Source organism: Streptomyces sp. NPDC107559 (assembly GCF_055657365.1).
In genome coordinates, this window is the sequence record NZ_JBVKBD010000025.1 from 100,279 (window position 1) to 106,784 (window position 6,506).

The following is a 6,506-nucleotide window of genomic DNA, read 5'->3' on the forward strand; positions in this document are numbered from 1 at the left end:
ATCCCCTTCGGTAAGGAAGCAAGACAGATGAGCAAGCTGCGCGTGGCGGTCCTCGGTGCCAAGGGCCGCATCGGCTCCGAGGCGGTACGGGCGATCGAGGCCGCCGAGGACCTGGAGCTGGTCGCCGCCCTCGGCCGGGGCGACCGGCTGGAGACGCTGACGGAGACCGGCGCCCAGGCCGTGGTCGAGCTGACCACACCCGACTCGGTGATGGACAACCTCGACTTCTGCGTCCGCCACGGCATCCACGCCGTGGTCGGCACGACCGGCTGGAACGAGGACCGCCTCGCACGGCTGAACGGCTGGCTGGCCGAGTCACCCGCGACCGGGGTGCTCATCGCGCCGAACTTCTCCATCGGCGCCGTCCTGACCATGAAGTTCGCGCAGATCGCCGCGCCGTACTTCGAGTCGGTCGAGGTGATCGAACTGCACCACCCGAACAAGGTGGACGCGCCGTCCGGCACCGCCGCCCGCACCGCGCAGCTCATCGCCGAGGCGCGGGCCAAGGCCGGCTCCGCCCCGGCCCCGGACGCCACCGCCACGGCGCTCGACGGCGCCCGCGGCGCGAACGTCGACGGGGTGCCGGTGCACTCGGTCCGGCTGCGCGGTCTGCTGGCCCACCAGGAGGTCCTCCTCGGCGGTGAGGGCGAGACCCTCACCGTCCGCCACGACTCCCTGCACCACAGCAGCTTCATGCCGGGCATCCTGCTGGGCGTGCGCCGCGTCGTGACCACTCCGGGCCTCACCTTCGGCCTGGAACACTTCCTGGACCTCGGCTGAGCACGGACGCCGACGACATCATGCGCGCGAAGCTCACCTACGCCGTCACGGCCGCCGTCCTGGTCTTCTACTTCGTCCTGGTCGGCAGCCGCGGCGTCATGCTCATCCAGTCGGGCACGCTCCTGACCGTCACCTTCGGCGTGGCGGTCCTGATCCTGCCCGTCATCGGCCTGTGGTTCCTGTGGAAGAACACCCAGTTCGTCCGCAGGGCCAACCGGCTCGCCGCCGAGCTCGACGCGGAGGGCGGCCTGCCCGTCGACGAACTCCGGCGCACCCCGGACGGCCGGATCGACCGGGACTCGGCCGACGAGGTCTTCGCCCGGCGCAAGGCCGAGACGGAGGCCGCCCCCGACGACTGGCGCAGCTGGTTCCGGCTCGCCGTCGCCTATCACGACGCCCGCGACACCCCGAGGGCCCGTAAGGCGATGCAACGCGCGATCGCGCTGCACGGGTAGCCGCCGGCATCGGGAACACGGCGAACGAAAAATCGCGGTGGTCCGTGGGGACCACCGCGACGGGTCGCGGCCACCGCCGCGACGGCGGGCTCAGCCGCGGTGCGCGTACTCGTCGGCCCACACCTCGATGGTGTCCGCGGCCCGGTCGAATCCCTCGGGACGGGCCAGGAAGTCCGCGCTGTGCGTGGTGAGCAGCGGCGGCAGGTCCTGGGCCCCACGATCCTTGCGGACGAGGATCAGGGCCTGTCCCTGCACGGTCCGGGGCAGCCCGAGCCAGCGCACCGGTCGCTGCACCGTGCGCACGGCGACGACCCGCTTCCAGGGCACCGTGCGGGTGACGAGGAAGCTCACGTGCCGCAGCCCGGCGGCGCTCACCCACACGCCGACGCGCAGCATCCGCAGCGACGAGGCGATGATGAGCAGCGCCAGGCCGAACACGGCAGCGGCGGCGGACGGCGAGTCGGTCAGGGCGATGATGACCGCCGCGAACAGCACGTACGAGGCGAGCAGCAGGCACAGCGCGGCCGCCCCCACACGCCACGGACCGGGCCGGTAGGGCCGCCGCCAGCGGTCGCGGTCGTCGTACGGCAGCGTGCTGTCGTCGGTCGCCTCGAAGGTGCGGTCGGCCGTCAGGAAGGGCAGGGGCACGGCTGGTCCTCACTCATTCCATGCATGGGCTGTGCCCGGTGAGGCTATCCGCCTGCCTGTTCGCTCACCACCCTCGGGGGTCCAAGGGGGTGCCGGCGGCCCCTTCCGGCGGCCGGGGGAGGCTCAGCGCCCGTCGGACGCCTGCGACTGCTGGGTGCCCGTCGTGGAGTGGTCCAGCGTCAGGGCGGGCATGCCGATCAGCAGGGCGCCCACGAGCCCGGCGACGACCGTGAGGCCCAGCAGCCAGCGCCCGGCTATCTGACCGGCGGACGCCCGCTCGCCGGGCGGCGGAGCGACATTGCTGCGGAACCTGTCGGCTTCGGCAAGGAAGTCGAACGGGACGGGCTCACGCCGACGGGACATGGCTGCTGCTTCTCCTCTGGGGACGGTACGGATCAAACGAACGACTGTTTTCAGTACAGACGAGCGAGTGTCCCCCAAGGTGCCCGGTTTCGCCGAATTGGCAGAGGTTCACCGAAGATGTCGCGGCCCGGCACCGAACGCCCGATGTCAGTGCCGGGCCGTAAAGTGGGCGCCGCCCGAGTGAAGTGATGGAAGGATCCGCCGAGCCGTGACCGACACCCCCGCCGACGACCTCAAGCCCAGCTTCCGCAGCGATGTCACCGTCGAGCTGGTCAAGCACAGCGCGGCCGACTCGGACGTCCTGTGGGCCGCCCGCGTCTCCACCGCCGGCGAGCAGTCCCTGGAAGAGCTCACCAAGGACCCGGAGCGCTCCAAGGGCCTGATCAACTACCTGATGCGGGACCGGCACGGCAGCCCCTTCGAGCACAACTCGATGACCTTCTTCATCAGCGCCCCGATCTTCGTCTTCCGCGAGTTCATGCGCCACCGGGTGGGCTGGTCCTACAACGAGGAGTCCGGGCGCTACCGCGAGCTCCAGCCCGTCTTCTACGTTCCCGGGGAGGACCGCAAGCTCGTCCAGCAGGGCCGTCCGGGCAAGTACGAGTTCGTGGCGGGCACCGAGGCGCAGCAGGAACTCGTCGAGCGCTCGATGCAGCAGTCCTACATCCAGGCGTACGAGCAGTACCAGGAGATGCTCGCCGCCGGTGTCGCCCGCGAGGTGGCCCGTGCGGTCCTTCCCGTCGGCCTGTTCTCCTCGATGTACGCCACCTGCAACGCCCGCTCGCTGATGCACTTCCTCGGCCTGCGCACCCAGCACGAGCTGGCCAAGGTGCCGTCCTTCCCGCAGCGGGAGATCGAGATGGTCGGCGAGAGGATGGAGGCGGCGTGGGCCGAGCTCATGCCGCTCACGTACGCCGCCTTCAACGCCAACGGCCGTGTCGCGCCGTAGCGACACCGTGTTCCCGTGCCGAGTACAGATGTACGGGTCAGCCGTGTGAAGTGTCCGTATTGCGGCATTTAGAGAAGTTCATCTAGCCTGATCAAACGGACCCGGCACTGCTTGAACCCCCGAGCAGGCAGTGCCGGGTTCCGCATTTGTCCGGACTTTGCTCGCACCTCGTGGGCAGACCACGCGGTGAGCAGCGAGTAGCGTGTTACCCATGGCTCCGACCTCCACTCCGCAGACCCCCTTCGGGCGGGTCCTCACCGCCATGGTCACGCCCTTCACGGCGGACGGCGCACTCGACCTCGACGGCGCACAGCGGCTCGCCACCCACCTGGTGGACGCAGGCAACGACGGCCTGATCGTCAACGGCACCACCGGTGAGTCGCCCACCACGAGCGACGCGGAGAAATCGGATCTCGTACGAGCCGTACTCGATGCGGTCGGCGACCGTGCCCATGTCGTGGCCGGCGTCGGCACCAACGACACGCACCACAGCATCGAACTCGCCCGCGCCGCCGAGCGGGCCGGCGCGCACGGCCTCCTCGTCGTCACGCCGTACTACAACAAGCCCCCGCAGGAGGGCCTGTACCGGCACTTCACGGCCGTCGCCGACGCCGCCGGGCTGCCGGTCATGCTCTACGACATCCCCGGCCGCAGCGGCGTCCCGATCAACACCGAGACGCTGGTCCGGCTCGCCGAGCACCCGCGGATCGTGGCCAACAAGGACGCCAAGGGCGACCTCGGCCGCGCCAGCTGGGCCATCGCCCAGTCGGGCCTGGCCTGGTACTCCGGCGACGACATGCTGAACCTGCCCCTGCTCTCCGTGGGAGCGGTCGGCTTCGTGTCGGTCGTCGGCCATGTGGTGACGCCGGAGCTGCGCGCCCTCGTCGAGGCCTACCTCGCCGGCGACGTCCAGAAGGCCACGGAGATCCACCAGCGACTGCTCCCGGTCTTCACGGGCATGTTCCGCACCCAGGGCGTCATGACCACCAAGGCCGCGCTCGCCCTCCAGGGCCTGCCCGCCGGACCCCTGCGCCTGCCCATGGTGGAGCTCACGGCTGAGGAGATTGCCCAGCTCAAGATCGATCTTGCCGCGGGCGGGGTACAGCTCTGACAACAGACTTGGCACCACGAGACTTCACAACTGAATAAGCGGGCCACCGGCGCCTGCGCCCCACACTGACAACTGCTTCTGCACGAACGTCATGCGCGCCACGTGCCCTACCGGTACGTGGCGTGTGTGGTGAGGAGAGTCTTTTGAGTCATCCGCATCCTGAACTCGGTGCGCCCCCGTCGCTGCCCGAAGGCGGTCTGCGCGTCACCCCGCTCGGCGGTCTCGGTGAGATCGGCCGCAACATGACGGTCTTCGAGTACGGCGGCCGCCTGCTGATCGTCGACTGCGGAGTGCTCTTCCCCGAGGAGGAGCAGCCCGGAATCGACCTGATCCTGCCGGACTTCTCGTCGATCCGCGATCGCCTCGACGACATCGAGGGCATCGTCCTCACGCACGGCCACGAGGACCACATCGGCGGTGTCCCCTACCTCCTCAGGGAGAAGCCGGACATCCCGCTGATCGGCTCCAAGCTGACCCTCGCGCTCATCGAGGCGAAGCTCCAGGAGCACCGCATCCGCCCGTACACCCTGGAGGTGGCGGAGGGGAACCGCGAGCGCATCGGCCCCTTCGACTGCGAGTTCATCGCGGTCAACCACTCCATCCCGGACGCCCTCGCGGTCGCCATCCGGACCCCCGCCGGCATGGTGGTCCACACGGGCGACTTCAAGATGGACCAGCTCCCGCTGGACAACCGGCTGACGGACCTGCACGCGTTCGCCCGGCTGAGCGAGGAGGGCATCGACCTTCTGCTCGCCGACTCGACGAACGCCGAGGTGCCGGGCTTCGTCCCGCCCGAGCGGGACATCTCCAACGTGCTGCGCCAGGTCTTCGCGAGCGCGCGCAAGCGGATCATCGTGGCGAGCTTCGCCAGCCATGTGCACCGCATCCAGCAGATCCTGGACGCGGCGCACGAGTACGGCCGCCGGGTGGCCTTCGTCGGCCGCTCCATGGTGCGCAACATGGGCATCGCCCGTGACCTGGGCTATCTGAAGGTCCCGCCGGGCCTGGTCGTGGACGTGAAGACGCTCGACGACCTCCCGGACCACGAGGTGGTCCTGGTCTGCACGGGCTCCCAGGGCGAGCCGATGGCGGCCCTGTCCCGCATGGCCAACCGCGACCACCAGATCCGGATCGTCGACGGCGACACGGTCATCCTGGCCTCGTCGCTGATCCCCGGCAACGAGAACGCGGTCTACCGCGTGATCAACGGTCTGACCCGCTGGGGTGCGAACGTCGTCCACAAGGGCAACGCCAAGGTGCACGTCTCGGGTCACGCGTCCGCGGGCGAGCTCCTGTACTTCTACAACATCTGCCGCCCGAAGAACCTGATGCCGGTGCACGGCGAGTGGCGCCACCTGCGGGCCAACGCCGAGCTGGGCGCCCTGACCGGTGTCCCGCACGACCGGATCGTGATCGCCGAGGACGGCGTCGCCGTCGACCTGGTCGAGGGCAAGGCGAAGATCTCCGGCAAGGTCCAGGCGGGCTATGTCTACGTGGACGGCCTCTCGGTCGGAGACGTGGGCGAGCCGGCCCTCAAGGACCGCAAGATCCTCGGGGACGAGGGCATCATCTCCGTCTTCGTGGTCGTCGACTCGTCGACCGGCAAGATCACCGGCGGCCCGCACATCCAGGCCCGTGGTTCGGGTATCGAGGACGCGGCGTTCGGCGGGGTGATCCCGAAGATCACCGAGGTGCTGGAACGCTCGGCCCAGGACGGAGTGGTGGAGCCCCACCAGCTTCAGCAGCTCATCCGCAGGACCCTGGGCAAGTGGGTCTCGGACACCTATCGCCGCAGGCCGATGATCCTCCCGGTCGTGGTGGAGGTCTGACACCTGGACGACCCTTCGTCCATGTGGACCTGGAGCGGGGCACCTCGATTTGCATCGGGGCGCCCCGCTCCAGTACGTTTACGGCTCCGCCTGAACGGGAACCCGGTTGCCTCGTGCGCCGGAACCAGTCCCCGAGGGGGGCGGGAATTCCGACTCAGAATCTCTGATAAAGTCGGAGTCGCCGGAAAGGGGAACGCGAGAGCGGGAACCTGGAAAGCACCGAGGAAATCGGATCGGAAAACGGTCTGATAGAGTCGGAAACGCAAGACCGAAGGGAAAAGCCCGGAGGAAAGCCCGAGAGGGTGAGTACAAAGGAAGCGTCCGTTCCTTGAGAACTCAACAGCGTGCCAAAAATCAACGCCAGATATGTT

General features: G+C 69.0%; 7 protein-coding genes. 5 read left to right on the forward strand and 2 right to left on the reverse strand.

Annotation, left to right across the window (positions count from 1 at the left end; genetic code table 11):
• The first annotated feature begins 27 nt into the window (after positions 1-27).
• Both dapB and ACZ7OY_RS40440 read left to right on the forward strand, forming a co-directional pair.
• Positions 28-780, forward strand: a complete 753-nt coding sequence (gene dapB, locus ACZ7OY_RS40435) for a 4-hydroxy-tetrahydrodipicolinate reductase (protein WP_472250543.1) — start codon at positions 28-30, stop codon at positions 778-780.
• A 20-nt stretch (positions 781-800) separates the two neighbouring features.
• A complete protein-coding gene (locus ACZ7OY_RS40440; RefSeq protein ID WP_351615075.1) occupies positions 801-1,235 on the forward strand; it encodes a tetratricopeptide repeat protein in 435 nt (144 codons plus the stop codon).
• 90 nt (positions 1,236-1,325) lie between these two features.
• Here the strand turns inward: ACZ7OY_RS40440 and ACZ7OY_RS40445 are convergent, their stop codons facing one another.
• Together ACZ7OY_RS40445 and ACZ7OY_RS40450 are read right to left on the reverse strand one after the other, a co-directional pair.
• Positions 1,326-1,883, reverse strand: coding sequence for a hypothetical protein (locus tag ACZ7OY_RS40445; protein WP_472250544.1), 558 nt, complete (start codon positions 1,881-1,883; stop codon positions 1,326-1,328).
• A gap of 123 nt (positions 1,884-2,006) precedes the next feature.
• Complete coding sequence (locus ACZ7OY_RS40450; protein WP_384734879.1) at positions 2,007-2,246, reverse strand: hypothetical protein; 240 nt, start codon at positions 2,244-2,246, stop codon at positions 2,007-2,009.
• Positions 2,247-2,454: 208 nt separating this feature from the next.
• On the opposite strand from ACZ7OY_RS40450, the gene thyX reads away from it, so the two are divergent.
• The 3 genes from thyX to ACZ7OY_RS40465 all read left to right on the forward strand — a co-directional run bounded on the left by thyX (position 2,455) and on the right by ACZ7OY_RS40465 (position 6,135).
• Positions 2,455-3,195 (forward strand): FAD-dependent thymidylate synthase, encoded by a 741-nt coding sequence (gene thyX, locus ACZ7OY_RS40455; RefSeq protein WP_472250545.1) that lies wholly within the window; start codon positions 2,455-2,457, stop codon positions 3,193-3,195.
• A 211-nt stretch (positions 3,196-3,406) separates the two neighbouring features.
• Positions 3,407-4,306 (forward strand): 4-hydroxy-tetrahydrodipicolinate synthase, encoded by a 900-nt coding sequence (gene dapA / locus ACZ7OY_RS40460; RefSeq protein WP_351615083.1) that lies wholly within the window; start codon positions 3,407-3,409, stop codon positions 4,304-4,306.
• A 143-nt stretch (positions 4,307-4,449) separates the two neighbouring features.
• Positions 4,450-6,135: a ribonuclease J gene (locus ACZ7OY_RS40465; protein WP_472250546.1), complete on the forward strand. Its 1,686-nt coding sequence runs from the start codon at positions 4,450-4,452 to the stop codon at positions 6,133-6,135.
• The last annotated feature ends 371 nt before the right edge of the window (positions 6,136-6,506 follow it).